This window comes from Salinadaptatus halalkaliphilus, assembly GCF_006543045.1.
Taxonomy (GTDB): domain Archaea; phylum Halobacteriota; class Halobacteria; order Halobacteriales; family Natrialbaceae; genus Salinadaptatus; species Salinadaptatus halalkaliphilus.
In genome coordinates this window covers 268,171-284,760 of the sequence record NZ_RBZW01000021.1, presented here as the reverse complement: position 1 = coordinate 284,760, position 16,590 = coordinate 268,171, and the positions used below count along the sequence as shown (strand labels likewise).

15 protein-coding genes and 1 pseudogene are annotated in these 16,590 nt (G+C 66.3%); 7 read left to right on the top strand and 9 right to left on the bottom strand.

The features are described from left to right. Positions 1–33: 33 nt before the first annotated feature. Entirely contained in the window at positions 34–1,068 is a 1,035-nt protein-coding gene (locus D8Y22_RS08800; RefSeq protein WP_141464332.1) for an LLM class flavin-dependent oxidoreductase, read from the bottom strand. Between the two features lie 72 nt (positions 1,069–1,140). Between D8Y22_RS08800 and D8Y22_RS08795 the strand changes: the two genes are divergently transcribed. Together D8Y22_RS08795 and D8Y22_RS08790 are read left to right on the top strand one after the other, a co-directional pair. Continuing rightward, the gene (locus D8Y22_RS08795; protein ID WP_394348200.1) at positions 1,141–1,473 is read left to right on the top strand and encodes a hypothetical protein; all 333 of its coding nucleotides are present in this window, start codon (positions 1,141–1,143) and stop codon (positions 1,471–1,473) included. A 132-nt stretch (positions 1,474–1,605) separates the two neighbouring features. Next, positions 1,606–1,896 (top strand): DUF7545 family protein, encoded by a 291-nt coding sequence (locus tag D8Y22_RS08790; protein ID WP_141464330.1) that lies wholly within the window; start codon positions 1,606–1,608, stop codon positions 1,894–1,896. Positions 1,897–1,954: 58 nt separating this feature from the next. Here D8Y22_RS08790 and D8Y22_RS08785 read toward each other — a convergent pair whose 3' ends face one another. Then, positions 1,955–5,722 carry a DUF7282 domain-containing protein gene (locus tag D8Y22_RS08785; protein WP_141464503.1) on the bottom strand — a complete coding sequence of 1,256 codons (3,768 nt, stop codon included), beginning with the start codon at positions 5,720–5,722 and terminating at the stop codon, positions 1,955–1,957. Between the two features lie 204 nt (positions 5,723–5,926). Beyond that, positions 5,927–6,079 (bottom strand): basic helix-loop-helix domain-containing protein, encoded by a 153-nt coding sequence (locus tag D8Y22_RS22325; protein ID WP_174811809.1) that lies wholly within the window; start codon positions 6,077–6,079, stop codon positions 5,927–5,929. A 45-nt stretch (positions 6,080–6,124) separates the two neighbouring features. Between D8Y22_RS22325 and D8Y22_RS08780 the strand changes: the two genes are divergently transcribed. From D8Y22_RS08780 to D8Y22_RS08770, 3 genes are read left to right on the top strand one after another with little or no spacing between them, the layout of a single operon-like run. Continuing rightward, the gene (locus tag D8Y22_RS08780; RefSeq protein WP_141464329.1) at positions 6,125–6,712 is read left to right on the top strand and encodes a biotin transporter BioY; all 588 of its coding nucleotides are present in this window, start codon (positions 6,125–6,127) and stop codon (positions 6,710–6,712) included. Then, complete coding sequence (locus D8Y22_RS08775; RefSeq protein WP_141464328.1) at positions 6,709–7,446, top strand: energy-coupling factor ABC transporter ATP-binding protein; 738 nt, start codon at positions 6,709–6,711, stop codon at positions 7,444–7,446. Before D8Y22_RS08780 ends, D8Y22_RS08775 begins: the two co-directional genes overlap by 4 nt. Positions 7,447–7,461: 15 nt before the next feature. Next, positions 7,462–8,166, top strand: coding sequence for an energy-coupling factor transporter transmembrane component T family protein (locus tag D8Y22_RS08770; protein ID WP_141464327.1), 705 nt, complete (start codon positions 7,462–7,464; stop codon positions 8,164–8,166). Positions 8,167–8,310: 144 nt separating this feature from the next. Here the strand turns inward: D8Y22_RS08770 and D8Y22_RS08765 are convergent, their stop codons facing one another. After that, positions 8,311–9,546, bottom strand: a complete 1,236-nt coding sequence (locus D8Y22_RS08765; RefSeq protein WP_141464326.1) for an aminotransferase-like domain-containing protein — start codon at positions 9,544–9,546, stop codon at positions 8,311–8,313. Positions 9,547–9,654: 108 nt separating this feature from the next. Here D8Y22_RS08765 and D8Y22_RS08760 point away from each other — a divergent pair. Together D8Y22_RS08760 and D8Y22_RS08755 are read left to right on the top strand one after the other, a co-directional pair. Further along, positions 9,655–9,819 (top strand): annotated as a pseudogene (locus D8Y22_RS08760) (YgaP family membrane protein); the annotation flags it as partial. Further along, positions 9,816–11,657, top strand: coding sequence for a DUF2339 domain-containing protein (locus D8Y22_RS08755; protein ID WP_141464325.1), 1,842 nt, complete (start codon positions 9,816–9,818; stop codon positions 11,655–11,657). The pseudogene D8Y22_RS08760 and the gene D8Y22_RS08755, both read left to right, overlap by 4 nt. A gap of 133 nt (positions 11,658–11,790) precedes the next feature. On the opposite strand, the gene upp is transcribed toward D8Y22_RS08755, so the two are convergent. From upp to D8Y22_RS08730, 5 genes are all read right to left on the bottom strand, one after another. Then, complete coding sequence (gene upp / locus D8Y22_RS08750; RefSeq protein WP_141464324.1) at positions 11,791–12,468, bottom strand: uracil phosphoribosyltransferase; 678 nt, start codon at positions 12,466–12,468, stop codon at positions 11,791–11,793. Between the two features lie 142 nt (positions 12,469–12,610). Further along, entirely contained in the window at positions 12,611–13,549 is a 939-nt protein-coding gene (locus tag D8Y22_RS08745) for a biotin--[acetyl-CoA-carboxylase] ligase (protein WP_141464323.1), read from the bottom strand. Positions 13,550–13,911: 362 nt separating this feature from the next. Continuing rightward, positions 13,912–14,412 (bottom strand): small multi-drug export protein, encoded by a 501-nt coding sequence (locus tag D8Y22_RS08740; protein ID WP_141464322.1) that lies wholly within the window; start codon positions 14,410–14,412, stop codon positions 13,912–13,914. Between the two features lie 191 nt (positions 14,413–14,603). Beyond that, entirely contained in the window at positions 14,604–15,584 is a 981-nt protein-coding gene (locus D8Y22_RS08735) for a tyrosine--tRNA ligase (protein ID WP_141464321.1), read from the bottom strand. A gap of 134 nt (positions 15,585–15,718) precedes the next feature. After that, positions 15,719–16,471, bottom strand: a complete 753-nt coding sequence (locus tag D8Y22_RS08730) for a pirin family protein (RefSeq protein ID WP_141464320.1) — start codon at positions 16,469–16,471, stop codon at positions 15,719–15,721. Positions 16,472–16,590: the final 119 nt, after the last annotated feature.

Here is a 16,590-nt window from a genome sequence, read left to right as displayed (position 1 = left end):
CCAGGATAATGGTCGCTGCGCTCGAGCGTCGATTCACCGGGCCGAGAGATCCGCGGCGTCGGCCAGCAGCTCGTGGGACCGAAGCGTGTTTTCGTGCTCCGCGAGCTGGTTCTGGATCACGACCTCGTCGACGCCGACCTGGGCCGTGAGCTGCTCGAGCAGATTCCGCACCGTCGACGGACTGCCCGAGATGGCTCGCGGCCACTCGCCCGGCTCGATCGTGTCGGGGGTCGGGTCTGGAACGGCGCCGAGTACGTCGATTGCCTCCTCGACCGAGTGGATCGGCAGGTCCTCGACCCGGCCGCTTCGGAGGAGCCGGGAGGACGCCTCCGTGGTCGCGCGCAGCCGCGCGGCTTTCTCGTCGGTCTCGGCGCAGGTGACGTTGACGGCGAGCATTCCGTTAGGCTCGTCCGGCCCGGCGCCGAACGACGATGGTTCGAACTGCTCGCGATAGGTCTCGAAGGCATCCACGGCGGGGCCGGGCCTGATGAACGCGGCAAAACAGTAGGGTAGCCCCAGCTCGCCGGCGATCTTCGCACTCGAGGGACTCGAGCCAAGCACCCAGATCTCGGGGACGGTCTCGGCTGACCGGGGCAGTTGCAGATCGGCGAACTGGTGGTCGTCGGGAAAGCCGTCGTGAATGTGTGCGGCGACCTCGTGAATCTTGTCGGCGTGATCACCGCCGCGACGGCGCTGGCTTCGATCCCGTTGGAGGGCCAGATCGCTGACCGGATTGCCGGTCGCCCGGCCGACCCCGAGATCGATACGGCCGGGGGCAAGGGCATCGAGAACGCTGAACGTTTCCGCAACCTTGTACGGACTGTAGTGGTTGAGCAACACGGTGCCCGAGCCGACGCGAATGGCGTCGGTTTTCGCGGCGACGTGGGGGATCAGTGCTTCGGGCGACGTGCTCGCGATCGAGTCGGTAAAGTCGTGATGCTCGGCGACCCAAAACCGCGAGTAGCCGAGTTCTTCGGCCTGCTGGGCCCGTTCGACCGTCTGCTCGAACGCCGCCGTCGCTGTACCACCCTCCGGGATCGGTGCGAGATCGACGAGCGATAGCTCCACGGCCGAAGGTGGGACCGCTCCGCCCATAAGCAGTCCGTATTCGACGCACGAGTGACACGATGTGCCCCCGGAATGGAAGGCAACGACCCGGCCGTGCCGACACGTGACGGCCGAGCAGTGATCCGCCCTGCGACCGAAGCGATCGCCATGACCGAGCCCACACTCGAGGACGTCGAACGAAGTCTCGAGCGTGCGATCGACCTCGAGACCGAGGAGGCCATCGCCGTCTTGCGGACAGCGCGGGCGGACCTCCAAACGCTCGCTGCCGACCCCGACATCGACGAGGCGTTGCGCCAGGACCTCGAGAACACGGTTGCACAGCGGCTTCGCCAGGTCGACAATCGCGACGAGTACGACAGCGAACTCGGGGCGGCGATGAACCCCGACGACGACGACGCGCCCTGACCGACGAACGGGAACGGTGTGGCGAAATCGCGTGGCTGGGGCGGGCGATCGAGTCGTTTCGTCCCAGATGGACAGGACGGCGGTTCGATGCAAGCCACAGCATCTTTACGGACGCTGCCCGACCGTCAGGGTATGTCCGATTCCGTAGACACGACGACGCTTTCGATCGAGGCCGACGACGAGACCGCCGACGAGATCACGGTCCCCGCAGGACTCGTCGATCTCGTCGCCGAGGGCGACCAATCGACGGCCGAGACGGTCGGCGACGTCGTCTTGCTGTCGTTCGCCAGCCGCGCTCACCACCTCGTCCACCACGGAGAGGGCGGCGACGAGGAACTCGAAGCCCAGGAAGAACGCGTCATGGAGCTGTTCGAGGAACGCTTCGGCGTCACGTTCGGCGAAGCAACCGGCCACCAGCACTAACCAAGTCCCGTTTCGCCGAGGTTCCCCCGTCGCGAGCGATGCCCTCGAGACGGCGTGATCAGCTGTCGGCCGCCGTGGCTGGCCCGTTTTCGGTGTCCGTTCCGACCTCGTCACCGTCGGCGGCGTCGGGAGCGTCGTCACCCGACTCGTTCTCGGGCGTCTCCTCGGTATCGTCCTCGGTTGGTGTCTCCTCGGTATCGTCCTCGGCCGGTGCATCCTCGGTTGGTTCCTCCTCAGGTTCCGTTTCGGGCCCGTCCTCGGTCGGCCCCTCCTCGAAGATGTCGTCCGTTCCCGGCACGTCCTGGGCCGTAATCGTTAGCGAGGCCTCGTCGTCGTCGGTCGCGATCGTGTGGCTCGATTCGCCGGGCGGCAGTTCCGCGCTGAAGGTCTCGGTCGTCCACAGGCCGGGCTCGAGCTCGACCGTCTCCTCGACAACCACCTCGTCGTCGACCGTGTACGTCACCGTCTGGCTCGCCGCGGCCTCGCCCTCGTTCGTAATCGTCGCGACGAGGGTCACGTCCTCGCCGGCGATGCCGGTCGGCGGACCGGAGAGGTCGGTGAGAACGAACTCGCCAGCCTCGTCGACCGGCTCGATCGTCACCGTCGTCTCGACCGTCTCGTTCGCACTCGAGACCGTCAGCGGGTAGTCGCCGGGCTCGAGATCGTCAATGCTCGCACTCAGTGAGACGATGTCCGTGGCGTTGGGCTCGAGGGTGACCTCGGTCGAGTCGCGGACCTCGTCGGCGATCGCGAGCTCGATGGCTTGCGTGTCCGACTCGCCCCCGACGTTCTCGATCTCGGCGTCGACGTCGATCGGCTCACCCTGCGTGACCGGGTCGGTCACGTTCGTGATCGCGGCGTCGAAGATCGCGGGCTCGGCTGGCTCGTCGGGCAGGATCTCGCCAGCCGGTGGCGTGGCTGCGGGTTCGACGGCGTCCTCGTCGTAGTCGTATCGAGTCATATCGACCCCCCAGACGAGTTGCTCCTCGTCGCTCTCGGGGATCCACTCGACGGTGAACTCGCCCTCTTCGGGCTCGAGTTCCGCGATCGGTTCGTCCTCGGTCGTGCCCTCGACGAACTCGCTGCCAAGCGGGAGCGGGCTCTCGTTGGGATTCGTGTAGCCGAAGGTGACGTCGATCGTCTCCCCGTCCGGAGACGGCTCTGTATCGATGTCGTCAGAGGCTGTGTCGTCGGCCGGCGTCGCGTCGACGACCTCGAGGGTCGGGAGCCCGGGTCGAACGTCCTCGAGGCAGTCGCTTGCATCGGGATTCGGGTGATCGATCGAACCCGGAATCGCGTCGGGCGAGGCGATGCCGGTGATCGCCGCGCCGAACTCGCCCGGCGGCACCTCGATGAACCCACCCTCGTCGGTCTCGGTGACGGCGAACTCCTCGCCGACCTCGAAGACGATCGTCCCCTCGAGCGGCGCCTCGACATCGTCGCCGACGGTGATGCCGTACTCGCCGAGCGTGTTGCCGAAGCCACTTGCCTCGTAGAAGCCGGTGGCGACGATGACGGAATCGCCGTCCTCGAACGAGCCCGTGATCTCCCCGCGCTGGCAGGTCGGGAACTCGGCCTCGAAGGCGGGCGGCTTGTCCTCGAGCGTGTACTCGATCGTCTCACTCTCGATCGGATCCTCGTCGGCCGCGTCGACGACTGCCACCTCGAGCGTCGCGTCGTCCTCGAGTGCGGGGTCGAGGCCGATCGACTCGTTCTCGACGGTCTCGGTCGCGTTGAACGGAATGCTCTCGCCCAGTTGGGCACCATCCTCGTCACTGACGATGAGTCCGTAGTCGACTGGCGCGCTGGCGTCGTCGACGACGAGCGACTCGCCGTCGCCCGCCTGATCGGTGACGGTCAGCGTCGCGGTCGGCTCGTCGGGTTCGTCCTCGATCGTGACGAACGCCCCGTCGAGCACCGGCCCGCCGCCGTCGGTGACGTAGGGCTCGTCCTCGACGCCGCCGCTCTCGACGTACTGGAACGTCTGGTCCTCGGTCGTATCGTGGTGGACCACGGCGACAACGGGCTGGCTCTCCTCGAGTGCGTCCTCGAGTGTGATCTCGAGGTCGTCGTACTCGCCTGCTTCGAGATAGTCCGAGACGCCGGTCACGTCGTCGGGGTCGACGTCGGCCGCGACCCCGTCGTAGATGGCCACGAAGCCACCCGCCGAGAGCTCGACCGAACCGACGATCACGGTCTCGCCGTCGGACTCCTGGTCGACGATCGAAATCGAGGCTGTCCCCTCGAGTTCGTCGATCGTCTCGAGCTTCTGAACGACGTCGATCTCGATGAACTGGACGAGTTGTGTCTCGTCGTCAAACCCCTCGCTCACCGCGTACGCGGTCGCGTCGGCGGCCGTCTCCTGGGTGAGCGTCTGGAGCTGCGTGACGCTAATGCGCTGGTACTGGACCGCCCGCGCGGTCTCCTGGGACGCCCCCTTCGCAGCACTTTGAATCTGCTCGACGGTGGCTTCCTGATGCTGGACGAGCGCACCGCTACCGCCACCACTGGCCAGCGACTGGACCTGCGAGACATCGACGACCTGTCGCTGGATCACCGCGCCCTCGCTCGCACCGCTGGCGGCGGCCTGGATCTGTTCGACGTCGACGATCTGTTCCTGGACCGCCGTCTCGAGTGCACCCGTCGCGGCGCCGGTCGCCGCGTGCTGGATCTGGGTCACCGAGACCGTCTGCTCCTGAACGAGCGCGCCGTGGGCGGCCCCGTCGGCGGCGGCCTGGATCTGCTCGACGGTCGCCGCCTGGTGTTGCTCGATCGATCCCTTCGCCGCGCCGAAGGATGCCGCCTGGATCTGCGTAATCGAGATGCGCTGAATCTGTTCGAGGTCAGTCGCCTGGACCGTCTTCAGCGGCCCTGAACCAGCACCGCGAGCGGCGGCCTGGGTCTGCTCGACCGTCACCGTCTGGCGCTGGTCGATCGCGCCCGCTGCCGCACCCGCGGCGGCCTTCTGTACTTGCTTGATATCGGCGTGCTGGTACTGCTCGACGGCAACGTCCTGCTCGGTCTCGAGGGCCGCCTCGGTCGTCCCCTCGAGGGCGCCCGCCGACGCTCCGGTGGCGGCGAACTGGACGTGCTCGAGCGTGACCTGCTGGCGCTGTTCGGCCGTGAGCGTCTGGTACTGCTCGAGGACGCCGTAGGCCCCACCCTGTGTAGCCTCCTGAATCGTCGGCACGTGGCCGATCTCGCGCTCGCCGGCCTCGCTCGCGGCGCCCGCCGTGGCACCGTAGGCTGCGACCTGTAGTTGTTCGAGGTCGACGCGCTGGGACTGGGCTACGGCCCCGTGGGTGCCACCCCAGGCGGCCGCCTGCAACTGGGTCGCGTTGGCCTGCTGGTGCTGGGCGAGTGCGCCCTCGGTCGCGCCGCCGACGGCGACCTGGACCTGGTCGACCTCGATGCGCTGTTCCTGAACGAGCGTGCCGGCCACTGCACCGGCGGTCGCCGCCTGCACTTGTTCGGCCGACGCCTCCTGGTGCTGGGCCGCAGCCGCCTCGGCGGTCTCGAGGGCGGCGGTTCGCTGTGCCTGACTCACCTCGATACCCTGGGACTGTAACAGATCGATGCCGTCGTCGACGCCCGCTTCGACGGCATCCGCATCGTCCTGTGTACCGTCGACCGCCTGGATTGTGTCGACAGCCGAAGCCGCGATCGTCGTGTCGGCCGACTCGAGGGCGGACCCACTGTCGATCGACGACTGGCCGTCCGGCTCAGCGTCAGTGGTCGCCGCGGCGATCCCCCCACCGAGCATCGGGAGCGCGACTGCACTGGTCGCCATGACGAGGGCGAGTACGACGACGAGTTCACGATTCATCGGCGGCCCCGCTCGAGCACCGCCGTTGGCGAACCCCAGGCCGACGGGCGTCGCCGCATCGTCACTCGCCGTTCGCTCGTCGCTGACTGTACAACTCGCTCCCACCACGTCGCTGCTCGCGCTGACATACGTTCTCCCTCACCAGCGCGAACGACTGGATAAACACGCCGGTCGTTTCGGTTGCAAAACGGATACAATCCACCATTACCCCCGATGGGGCACCGACGGGACGGCTCGAGAGAGCGCCAGGCCTGCCCTCGAGTGCGTCCCGATTTCACCCTGGATTCGTCCGCGAGTTCGATCAGCGTTGACAGGAACGACGCCTTTCGAACGGTCCTCGAGCGTCGGCTCGACCATCTCGGAAACCGAAGTTTTGATCCCGGTTTACGAACGAAGGTGGGTATGGAAACCGAACGATCGTCCGCCGAACTCGTCGACGACGCCGTCGTCGGCCAAATCGCTCGCGCCGCGTTGCTCGCAACGCTACTTGGTGCTGTCGCACCGATTTCGATACCGATTCCGCTCTCGCCGGCCCCGATCACCTTGCAGGTGCTTTTCGTCTTCCTCGCCGGCCTCCTGTTAGGGCCAGTGTGGGGGCCGATCTCGATCCTGTTGTATCTCGCCGCCGGCGCGATCGGGCTCCCGGTGTTTTCCGGGATGACCGGCGGTATCGGCGTCCTCGTCGGCACGACGGCGGGCTATCTCTGGTCGTATCCGATCGCTGCCGGACTGGTCGGGCTGCTCGTCCATCGGGGCACGGAGCTGCGGGACCCAGCCGAGACGCCGATACCCCTGCTCGTTAGCGTTCTCCTCGGGGCGACGCTCGTCATCTACGCGATGGGAACCGGCTACGCGGCCTGGCTGCTCGAGCTCGAGCTCTGGGAGGCGACGCTCACCTTCGCGGCGCCCTTTGTCCCCGGTGAACTCCTCAAGATCGCGGCGGCGATCGCCATCGTCAAGAGCGGTCGGATTCGTCCGCTCCAGTCGTGATCGAGTTTCGGTCCGTCTCGACGGCGTTCGACGACGTCGCGGTCCTCGAGTCGCTGTCGCTGTCGATCGCGGACGACGAGTTCGTCCTGCTGGCGGGGGCCAACGGCAGCGGGAAGACGACCCTGTTGCGCCACTGCAACGGCCTTCTCACCCCCGATTCGGGAACCGTTCTCGTGGACGGGACGCCCGTCGACGACGACCTGCTCGCGGCCCGATCGCGCATCGGGATGGTGTTTCAACACCCACGAGACCAGTTCGTCGCCGCGACCATCGGCGCCGACGTCGCGTTCGGCCCCGAAAATCTCGGCCTCGAGCGCGAGGTAATCGACCGCCGCGTCGCCGACGCGCTCGAGGCGGTCAACATGGCCGGCCGCGAACGCGAGCGCATCGAGACGCTCTCGGGCGGCGAGCAGGCCCGCATCGCCATCGCCGGCGCGCTCGCGATGGATCCCTCACACCTCGTCCTCGACGAACCCTTTACTGGACTGGACGATCCCGCCCGTCGCTCGGTCCTCGAGCGCCTCGAGTCGCTGGCCGCCGACGGAACGGGCGTCGTCCTGGCGACCCACAACCTCCGGGATGTCTTCGGGCTCGCCGACCGCGTCGTCGCCATGCGCGATGGCGAAATCGTCGTCGACGACACCCCACAGGATGCACGCGAGCACCTCGCGGACGTGGCCGTTCGCGTCCCCGACCGCTCGAGGCACACGCAGGCCTCTCGAGGACCCACCTAACTCGTCACGTCGACCATGCTCACCTACGAACCGGGCACGACGCTCGCCCACCGGCTCGATCCGCGCTCGAAGCTCGCGTTCCAGATCGGCTTCGCGGCGACCGCGCTCGCACACACCACGCTACCGGCACTGGGCGCGCTCACCGTCGTGACGGCTCTCGTCCTCGCGGTCGCTCGCGTCCCGCCGCTACGGACGCTGTACGCCTATCGGTTCGCGCTCGTCTTGCTCGCGGTCGCACCGCTCGTGGCCGCGGCGACGTTCGGGACGCCCTGGATCGACGTCTCGGACGGCGTGACCTCGGCGCAGGCGAGCTACCGCGTCCTGCTCATCCTGCTCGTCAGCGCCGCCTACGTGCGCACGACCCCGGTTCGAGCGTCTCGAGCCGCGATCCAGCGGACGATACCCGGCAAGCCCGGCCAGGTGCTCGCCATCGGCGTCGCACTCGTTTTCCGGTTTCTGCCCGTTCTCCGGGCGGACCTCCGGACGATTCGAGAGGCCATCGCGGCGCGGCTGGGCACCGAACGGGACGCTATCGAGCGGACGACGACGATCGCGACGCTGTCGCTCTCGCGGGCGTTCGACCGGGCCGATCGGCTGACACTCGCCATGCAGGCCCGCTGTTTCTCGTGGAATCCGACGCTGCCGGCGCTGTCGCTGTCGCGACGTGACCTCCCGGTTTTCGGCGTGGCGATCGTTCTGGCTGCGACGGCACTGCTTTGATACGGACCGTTGTAGTTCTTTACCGGTGATCACCCGGACGGGTCGGTGATCACCGGTAAAACGCTACAACAATCCGTATGACCGACGATGAGGGTATGGCTCGAGTGGGGCGAAACAGGCGGAAACCAAACGCGTCCTGGTAGATCAGTCGTCGGCCTCAGCGGCCGAGATCTCAGTCCGCACTGCGTCAGTCAGCGCTTTGATTCCCTCGTCGATCGCCGACGGCGAGGCGTGACTGAACGACAATCGGACGTGTCGCTCCCCGCCCGCCTCGTGATAAAAGAACGAGCCGGGTAGATACGTCACACCGGCGTCGATGGCGTCGGGCAGCAACTCCGCAGCGTCGATTCCCTCCGGCAACTCGACCCACATAAAGAACCCACCGGCAGGTTCGTTCCAGGTCGTTCCCGGCGGCATCCGCGTTTCGAGACTTTCGACCATTTGATCTCGCCGCTCACGGTAGCCGGCACACAGGTCGTCGATCGCTTGGTCGAGCCGGCCGTTCGCGGCGTAGCTCGTGATGAGGCCTCGGGTGAAGCTGGGCTCGCCTCCGGCGTTGATCCGGTCGAACTGCTCGATGATCGGCGCCTCCGCTATCGCCCACCCCGTCCGGACGCCCGGAGCGATGGTCTTCGAGAAGGTATTGACGTGAATTGTTCGTCCGGTCTCGTCGAGCGCCTTGATCGGGGGCGGTTCAGTACCCTCATACCGGAGCTGGCCGTACGGGTCGTCCTCGAGGATCATGAAATCGTACGTCTCCGCGAGTTCCAGCAACCGCTCACGGCGGTCGGCGGAACTGGTGACACCCGTCGGATTGTGGAAGTTCGGAATCGTGTACAGAAGTGTTGGAAGCGTCTCGCCGGCTGCCTGTCGTTTTGCGAGTTCATCGGCGACCGCGTCGACGACGATGCCGTCTTCGTCTACATCGAAGCCGCTGATATCGACATCGTAATTGCGGAACAGACGTAGCGCGCCCATGAACGTGGGGGACTCGACGAACACCGTGTCACCGGAGTCGAGAAACGTCTGACACACCGTATCGATCGCGTTCGTTGCGCCGTTCGTGAGGTGTATCTCCGAGGTCGCACAGTCGATACCTCGGTCCCGCGCTTGGTCGGCAATTATTTTGGGGAGGCCGGCCGCGTATTCGCCGCCGCTATACTGGAGCGCACAGTCGGCTTCGGCTTCAAACAGCTCCTCCGCTGCCGAAAGCAGCTCTTGATTCGGAAACGAGCCCGGGTAAGGGAATCCAAAGCTCAACGAGACGGCGTCGGCGTCCCGAATCGAGCGCCACGACCCGTACACGGAGCCGTCCATCGTCTCCCGGACGACATCGCTGTACAGATGGTCGAAACCGTCCGGTGGGGTAGAATTAACCATCTAACCACAGTTGTCACCTTGAGAATATAAACGTGCTGGTCGAATAATAGTATAATCATCCACATTGATGCAGTAGTTTGCCATTCACGCATACTACCGACCACATATGGTTACCGCAACCGTGACCGGACTATCGGCACGCTCGCGTTCGTCGCCGGGAGCGATCTCTTCGCGACCGCGGTCATCCAGCGCTGTCCGGCGAACGCGTTGCTGGGGACCAATACGTGTCAGCACAATAGATTTTTCACGATTCGACATGATTGGTCAGTATGAGCGACGACGACCTCTCGGCGGAGGTACAGCGGCTCCGGACGGAGGTCGACACCCTCCGGCGTCGCGTCGCCGACCTGGAAGCGACGATCGAGCGCGGTGACGAGACGACAGCCACCAAATCGAACGAGTCGCTCGAGAGAGACATCGACGAAACCGATCAGTCAGCCGAGACCGAGACGGACGCCGATGGCACCAACCCGAGTGAGGGGACGGTCGCCGACGATGCGACGGGGAGTGGGGAGCACTCGAGCGTCCTCGAGCGCGACTGGGAACGCACGCTCGGCATCAAGTGGCTCGGACTGGTCGGCGGGCTGGCGCTGGTCGTCGGCGTCGTACTCTTCATCCAGCTGGCTATCGAGGCCGGCCTGCTCGGCCACCTCGGGCGCGTCGCCGTTGGCACCGCCGGCGGACTCGCGCTGCTTGGCAGCGGTCGGTTCGTCGCCGAGCGACAAGGGTACGTCCGCTGGGGCCGCATCGCAGCCGGTGCGGGGCTGGCGATCGCGTACTTCAGCATCTACGCGGCCTACGGCTTCGAGAGTTACCGGGAGGCCATCGGAACGCCGCTGTGGGCCACGCTGGCGGGATTGACGGTGCTGGTCGCCGCCACCGCGCTCGTGTCGGTCCACGATCGGGCGCCCCTCGTCGCCAGCGCGGCGTTTTCCTTCGGCTACGTGACGGCGTTTCTCTCGCTCGAGGCCGGGACCTCGCTGCTGACGCCTGCGTACGTCCTCTTCCTTTCGGCCGGCCTCGTCGCCATCGCGACGATCCGACCGTGGCACCGCGCCGTCGTCGCCAGCGTCGGCCCGACATACGTCCTCCTCTTCGCGTGGTGGATCATCGACGAGCCCACTCCATCGCTGCTCGCCGCCGTCACCGCCGTCGCGTTCGGTCTCTACCTCGCCGGCGGGTACGTCCGCCGCTCGAGTGATCGGGACATCAGCAGCGACGCGGTCGAACACAGCAGCCGCTGGTCTCGGCTCTGGCTCGGATCGCTGACCGTCTGCAACGCCGGCCTCGCCGCCACGTTACTCGAGGGGGCCCTCCGAGACTGGCTCGCGGACCTGCCCGTCGAGGGTGTCGCGGTCGGGGCCGTCGCACTCGCCCTGGTCGGCGTCTACGCGACGACAGCCCGTCGGCCGGTTCGACGTGACGAGGCGGCCGGTTCGTTCGCGGTCGTCCTGTTGGGTGTCGCCGCGGTGCTCGCGTTCGGGACGTTCTGGGCGACGGTCGGGCTGGTCGCGATCGTCTGTGGGGGCGTGGCCGTCGCAACACTCCGCAACGCTGACGCGATCCAGACCGGCAGTCACTTCGTCGCCGTCGGGATCACGACCAAACTCCTGGTCGTCGACGCGAGCGAGCTCCCGGCCGTCAACCTCGCGGCACCGCTAGCGAGCGCGACGGGTCGAGCCGCCGCGTTCGCGCTGGCAATCGGCGTCTTCTACGGGCTCGCCTTGTGGTTCCGACGCGAGGGGCGGACCGTCCCGGCGATCGATCGAGCGATCCCGGTCGCCGGCCCGTACGCCGTCGCCGCCACCGGGCTCGCAGTCGTCTTGCTTGGACTCGAGCTGTCAGGCGCCGGCATCTCCGTCGCCTGGGCGGTGTTTGGTCTCGCCCTCGTCGGCGCCGGGCTGACCGCCGACGTTCGCGGACTCCGACTGCAAGGCGTCGCCGTCCTCGCGCTCGTAACCGCGAAGGTGTTCCTGTTCGACACGCAGGATCTCGACGCCCTCGCCAGAACGACCGCCTTCCTCGTGCTCGGAGCGATCCTGCTGGTCGCCGCCTACGGCTACGCGCGATGGCAAGGTGAGGATCCGATCGCCAGCATTACTGGCGAGTGACGACACGCGTACTCGAGCGGGCGCGAGAAACCGCATGCGACACCCGTGACGGCGCGCATACGTATCAGTTCTCAGTACAGTGAAACCACGGTCGGCTCGTGGGTTCGCCGGGACATCGACACAACAGACCGTATCAGGTCGTACGAAACGCCCGATCGCCGGCGTCGCCCAGCCCGGGGACGATGAAGCCGTCGTCGTCGAGTTTGTCGTCGATCGAGACGGTGAGGAGGTCCGCCTCCGGGACGTCCCGTCCGACGCGCAACAGGCCGTCGGGTGCCGAGACCGCCGAGAGGACGATCAGGTTCTCCGGCTCCACCGAATTCTCGGTGACGTGCTCGAGGACCGTACACATCGTACTCCCCGTCGCGAGCATCGGATCGGCGACGATCACCGTATCGTCTTCGGTGATCTCGGGCAGTTTCACGTAATCGACGGTGATCGGGAACGAGCCGTCGCCGTCGCGGCCGGCTTCTTCGTCCCGGCTCGCGCTGATTACACCCTGGCGCGCACGCGGGAACGCCTTCAACAGGCCCTCGACGAACGGCGTCGCCGCGCGCAGGACGTTGATGATAACGACGTCGTCGAGTCCGCGAACCCGCTCGCCCATCGTCGGCTCGAGGGGCGTCTCGATCTCGACGTACTCGGTTTCCATCCGCCCGTCGATAATCTCGTAGCCACAGATGCGGCCGAGTTTGACGAGTCCCTTGCGAAAACTCACCTGTTCCGTTTCGACATCACGTAGCCTCGAGAGCGTATCCTTGGCTAACGCGTGCGTGATTAGCGAGGCGTTTTCGCGGTCTTCGATCGGCATACCCGACTAGCCACCCGCCGGATAGTTCATGGTATCGATCCGCTGTACGCGATGGGCCACACCCAGACCGGTCGGTGTAACGTGTTACCGGTGAGCGCTGCCCCGGTCGAGCACTCACCGATACCGAATCCGAGAGAGCGTCTCACACCGGTCGAAGGTGTTCACAGTCGCCGGCAGAGACGGTCTCGCGTCCGTCCTCGGTTTCGACCACGAGAGCACCCGTGGGAGTAACCTCGACGGCGTCGCCGACGATCTCGCCGGCGGGGCGTTCGACCCGCACGCGCTGGCCGAGCGTCAGTGCGTGCTCGCGCCAGGCGGGGACGATAGCCTCGAGATCCGTCCGCAGCGCATCGAACGCCTCGAGCAGCCGTTGGACGAACCGTCGCCGGTCGACGTCGCCGGCTTCCTCGCGGATCGAGGTCGCCTCGGGCGGCAACGCGTCGGCGTCGATGTTTGCGTTGACGCCGATCCCGGGGATAATCCAGTCGACGCGATCGGTTTCGCCTTCCATCTCGGTCAGAATGCCCGTGAGCTTTCGGTAGTCGCCCGCCTCGCCGACGGGAACCACGACGTCGTTCGGCCACTTGATGTGGGCGTCGACGCCGGCCTCGCGAGCGACCCGGGTCGTCGCCACCGCCCCCGCGAGCGTGTACAACGGCGCTCGAGCGGGGGCGATCGACGGCCGACAGACGATGCTCACCCAGATCCCGCCCGAGGGTGCGCTCCAAGGGCGCTCCAGGCGGCCGTGCCCGCCAGTCTGTTCGTCCGCGAGGACGGCGACATCGGTCGCGCCGTCGGTTGCCAACTCGCGTGCGCGCTCGTTGGTGCTCCCGATCGAGTCGTGGTACTCGATCGAGAACGGTACCTCGAGGCCGTACTCGACCGTCGATCCGGTGTAGGCTGTGATCTCGGTGAGTTCGTAACCCGTCGGGCCGCTCTCGATCTCGAACCCCGAGTCGCGGAGTTCGTCGACGTGTTTCCAGATCGCCGCACGAGAGACGTCGAGTTCTGCGGCGAGGTCGGGACCCGAGACCGGGCCGTCGGCGAGGGCCTCGAGGATGGCGCGTCGCGTCTCGTTCATGTCCTCGAGAGGGGCGTGCTGGCACTTGAATCGGCAGGGTCCGTCGCGAGACGAGTCGTCGCGTATCGCTGCAGCCGCCCGTGACCGTTCGGTTCACTGGCCAATGCGTACGCTTTTGATGATCGTTCACGGAGCAACGACTAGGGCGTGTGATACGCTACAACCAACCATGAAACTGGGGCGACGCTGTACGACCTGTCAACGCGAAATCGAGGCGTCGGAGCTCACGCGCTGTGAGACGTGCGGTCGGGAGGTACACGAACCGTGCGACGATTACAGGACGTCCTTCGAGTGTCCTCGCTGCGGAGAGGAAACGGCAATCGGTGCGGTCGAATTCTAACCGGTATTTTCGATCGGACGACCTACGGCACGCCGAGAAGCGAGAGGCCACCGACGGTCGCGGCGACGAGGCCGACCGTCCAGAGCGCGAGTCCGGCGGTGAGCCACGCGACCGTCACGCGGTCGTTCGTTCCGGCGACCGTCGCCAGGAGCGCGGTGAGGTGGATCCCCGCGAGAATCGGCCCCGCGACGGCGAGCCCGGGCAGTCCGTAGCGCTTCCAGACTCGCTGCGCTCGACCGTACCGGTCGCTCGAGTCGGCCGGCTCCGATCCGGTTCTCCGTTGCCACCACGCGGCCACGCGCTGGTGAGCGAGGACGATCGCGACGACCGCCGTCACGCTGCCGGCGAACGCGGCGATCCCCGTGAGGATCGGATCGAGCCCGAGCCCGATCGCGACCGGGATCACGACGAACGGTTCGATCGCCGGTATCATCGCGAACACGAACACCAGCAGGTAGCCGCCGAACCCGGTCGTCTCCTCGATGAGCGTGCCGACGTCGACGAGTGCTGGCCAGAGCGTCATGACGGACTCCGTCCGACAACGAACATGTTGATCAATCGAAACGACGACCGACCTATAATAGGTTTCGATCCGTCACGGCGATGGCCACGAGCAGCGGTCGTTCGACGACGCCGACGCCATCGAGAAAAGCGGCCGTCGACTCGACGATCTCGAGCACACCGAGACGACCCGAGACCGTCGAGTCGCCGGCGTTATCCACGAATTTCGCGCAGCTTCTTGCGCCCGGGCGCGATCAGCTCGTCGAGATAGGTGGCGAGCGTCCCCTTCGCGTCCGCGGGGTGGAGCTCGCCGGACTCGAGGTCTGCAGCCAGCGTCTCGTAGCTCTCGTAGCTCAGGTCGCCGCCGTACTTCTCCGGACGCTCGACGACGACCTCGTCGAACCGCGGGAAAACGTGGTACTCGAACAGTTCGAGGACCGGGTTCTCGAGGTCGCCCTCCGGCTCGCGCGTCGGTGGGCAAAAGGCCGAGTTGACCTTTTCCTCGAGTTGCTCGGTCGAATCCTCCATCGAGATCGTGACGCCCTCGCTCGAGGACATCTTCCCCTCGCCGCTGGTGAGGTCCGCGACGATCGGCGTATGAAGACACGGTCGGGCCTCGTAGCCCAGATCCGGGAGCTCCTCCCGGTGGAGCATGTGGACCTTGCGCTGGTCTAAGCCGCCGACGGCCAGATCGAGATCGAGGTACTCGATGTCCAGACTCTGCATCAGCGGGTAGACGAGATGGCTGACTTTCGCCGTCTCGTCGCCGGCGATCTCGGCCATCGCACGCTGGGCGCGGTTCATCGTCGTCGAGAGCTCGAGTTCGTGGAGATCCAGCGTGTAGTCATCTTCGAGCTGGAACGCCGAGCCGTAGACGAACTCGGTCTGGTCCGCCTCGAGGCCGTAGGCGACGAACTGGGCTTGCATCTGCTCGGCGGTGTCGCGGATCTCCTCGAAGGTCCCCTTCCCGTTGAGGTAAGCGTGGACATCCGCGAGCAGGACGACGATCTCCATGCCGGCTTCCTGTAAGTCGATCAGCTTGTTGGCCGTCAGCAGGTGCCCGAGGTGGAGCACGCCGGAGGGTTCGTAGCCGACGTAGGCGCGCTTGCCCGCTGGATCGGCGGCGAGTTCGCGAACCTCCTCGTCGGTGACGACCTCTGCGGCGTTGCGCGTGATCAGGTCGTAGGTATCCATCGTTGGCTTACCCGAATCAGCGGACGGATTTATGACTTCCCACCGATGGCCGCCTGACAGTGTCCTACCCACCCACATACCTACATCCCACGTGGAGCGACGGCGATCCGCGCGGAGTCCCAACCGATCGCGAACTACCGTCCGATCGTTCCCTGGCGCGTAACCGGCGCGTCGGGGTCGATACAGAACGCGACGGCGATCGTCGCTTCGCGGGCGGTGACCGTTACCATACCGTCGCCGACGGCGAGTCCGCTCTCGCGCTCGTCGAAGCGGGTTCCCTCGGCCTCGAGTGCCCCCTCGAAGACGTAGAAATACGTGTCCCGGCCGTCGATATCGGGGAGGTCGACGCTCGAGTCGGCCTCGAGACGCGCGTCGAAACAGTCGACCGCGTTGCGGACGGTAAAGGGCGCGTCGGATCCGTCGGGGCCGAAGACGTGTCGCCACTCGTCGTCGACGGGGTCCGCAATCGGACCGTGTTGAATCCGGGGCTCGAGGTCGAGACTGTGCGGACGGACGAAGATCTGAAGCATCCGCAGCGGTGGATCGTCCGCGAGCGTCCGTTCCTCGTGCCAGAAGCCCCTGCCCGCGTTCATCACCAGCAGGTGCTCGCGGTCGGTGACCAGTTCGTTGCCCTCGCGATCGTCGTGACGCATTACCCCAGCCGGGACCCAGGAGACGATCTCGTCGTTTCGATGCGGGTGCATCGCGATCAGCGTGTCCGGATCCAGCAACGACTCGACGACCGTCGCCAGCGGGCCGTAGCCGTGGTCGTCGTGGCCTGGAACCAGGCGTCCGGGGAAGTTAAAGTGCGTTCGAAAGGCGCCCTGATTTTGCGAGACATCCGTCGGCGGGGCGTTGTAGAGCGTGGTCTCGGAGCCGACAGTCATGCCAGAGGCTACGGGTGCGACGCATTTATCGACGCGGTATCACCGACCGAAGCGGGTGACACCGATGGCGCTGGCCGACGCTGGCCGCTCGAGTTCGCAGATCGAGAGCGACGACTGCA

Bases quoted from the DNA above. Each gene is read 5' to 3' on its own strand.
- D8Y22_RS08795 (WP_394348200.1), top strand. From the start codon at position 1,141: ATGGAAGGCAACGACCCGGCCGTGCCGACACGTGACGGCCGAGCAGTG.
- D8Y22_RS08790 (WP_141464330.1), top strand. From the start codon at position 1,606: ATGTCCGATTCCGTAGACACGACGACGCTTTCGATCGAGGCCGACGAC.
- D8Y22_RS08785 (WP_141464503.1), bottom strand. From the start codon at position 5,722: ATGAATCGTGAACTCGTCGTCGTACTCGCCCTCGTCATGGCGACCAGT.
- D8Y22_RS22325 (WP_174811809.1), bottom strand. From the start codon at position 6,079: ATGGTCGAGCCGACGCTCGAGGACCGTTCGAAAGGCGTCGTTCCTGTC.
- D8Y22_RS08780 (WP_141464329.1), top strand. From the start codon at position 6,125: ATGGAAACCGAACGATCGTCCGCCGAACTCGTCGACGACGCCGTCGTC.
- D8Y22_RS08770 (WP_141464327.1), top strand. From the start codon at position 7,462: ATGCTCACCTACGAACCGGGCACGACGCTCGCCCACCGGCTCGATCCG.
- D8Y22_RS08765 (WP_141464326.1), bottom strand. From the start codon at position 9,546: ATGGTTAATTCTACCCCACCGGACGGTTTCGACCATCTGTACAGCGAT.
- D8Y22_RS08755 (WP_141464325.1), top strand. From the start codon at position 9,816: ATGAGCGACGACGACCTCTCGGCGGAGGTACAGCGGCTCCGGACGGAG.
- upp (WP_141464324.1), bottom strand. From the start codon at position 12,468: ATGCCGATCGAAGACCGCGAAAACGCCTCGCTAATCACGCACGCGTTA.
- D8Y22_RS08745 (WP_141464323.1), bottom strand. From the start codon at position 13,549: ATGAACGAGACGCGACGCGCCATCCTCGAGGCCCTCGCCGACGGCCCG.
- D8Y22_RS08740 (WP_141464322.1), bottom strand. From the start codon at position 14,412: ATGACGCTCTGGCCAGCACTCGTCGACGTCGGCACGCTCATCGAGGAG.
- D8Y22_RS08735 (WP_141464321.1), bottom strand. From the start codon at position 15,584: ATGGATACCTACGACCTGATCACGCGCAACGCCGCAGAGGTCGTCACC.
- D8Y22_RS08730 (WP_141464320.1), bottom strand. From the start codon at position 16,471: ATGACTGTCGGCTCCGAGACCACGCTCTACAACGCCCCGCCGACGGAT.